This is a genomic window from Tenacibaculum sp. M341 (genome assembly GCF_004337695.1).
GTDB lineage: Bacteria > Bacteroidota > Bacteroidia > Flavobacteriales > Flavobacteriaceae > Polaribacter.
This window is the reverse complement of the sequence record NZ_SJXJ01000075.1, coordinates 1-655: the sequence shown is the minus strand read 5'-3', so window position 1 is coordinate 655 and position 655 is coordinate 1. Positions and strand designations below refer to the sequence as shown.

General features: G+C 30.8%; 1 protein-coding gene and 1 pseudogene. Both read left to right on the top strand.

Features of this window, described 5'->3' with window-relative positions; genetic code table 11:
* Nucleotides 1-68 precede the first annotated feature (68 nt).
* Nucleotides 69-431, top strand: a complete 363-nt coding sequence (locus EYW44_RS21935) for an ISAon1 family transposase N-terminal region protein (protein WP_132728015.1) — start codon at nt 69-71, stop codon at nt 429-431.
* Nucleotides 409-655, top strand: a pseudogene (locus EYW44_RS21930) (ISAon1 family transposase); the annotation flags it as partial. The gene EYW44_RS21935 and the pseudogene EYW44_RS21930, both read left to right, overlap by 23 nt.

The window sequence follows — 655 nt, the reverse complement described above, 5'->3', positions numbered from 1 at the left end:
GGATCAATCCCAAAAGTTGTGTGTGAATTAAAATAGAATGTTGATTTTTGTAAAAAATAGATTATTACTTGGAATTATCACTAGAGGTTTTAAAATTTATACTACCAGAGTTATTAATTACACATTTTGATTTAACCAAACATGAATTAAAAGGAAAAGATTTACATCTCTATTTTGAAGAAAAGAAGTCAATTCCAGAAGAATTTTCTAAGGATATTATCATATCTCATGGTTTTCATAAAGAAATTATGGTAGAAGATTTTCCTTTGAGAGGAAAAGTTGTGTTGCTTCATATCAAACGCCGTAGATGGTTGAATAAAACAACTCAAAAAGTAGTGTATAGAGATTGGAATTTAGTAGCACAGGGAACTCGAATGACTGTTGAGTTTGCTGTTTTTTTAAAAGCACTTGATCAGTACCAAAGCGAATGATTGCCATACCATAGCTAGTTTTTATGGACTTAACGGTAAAAAACTACAACGTCAATTTAAAGAGTATTTAAGCCATTTTAAACAGTGGAGTGAAAAATCACACGCTAAAGATTGGCTACTTTTCCCTGAGAATATAGGAAAACACCTATCTATAGATGAAGTAGCTTTATCTAAAGGAGAACTGTACACCATTATCACGAATAAAAAAGCTAAAGGTAAAGCTG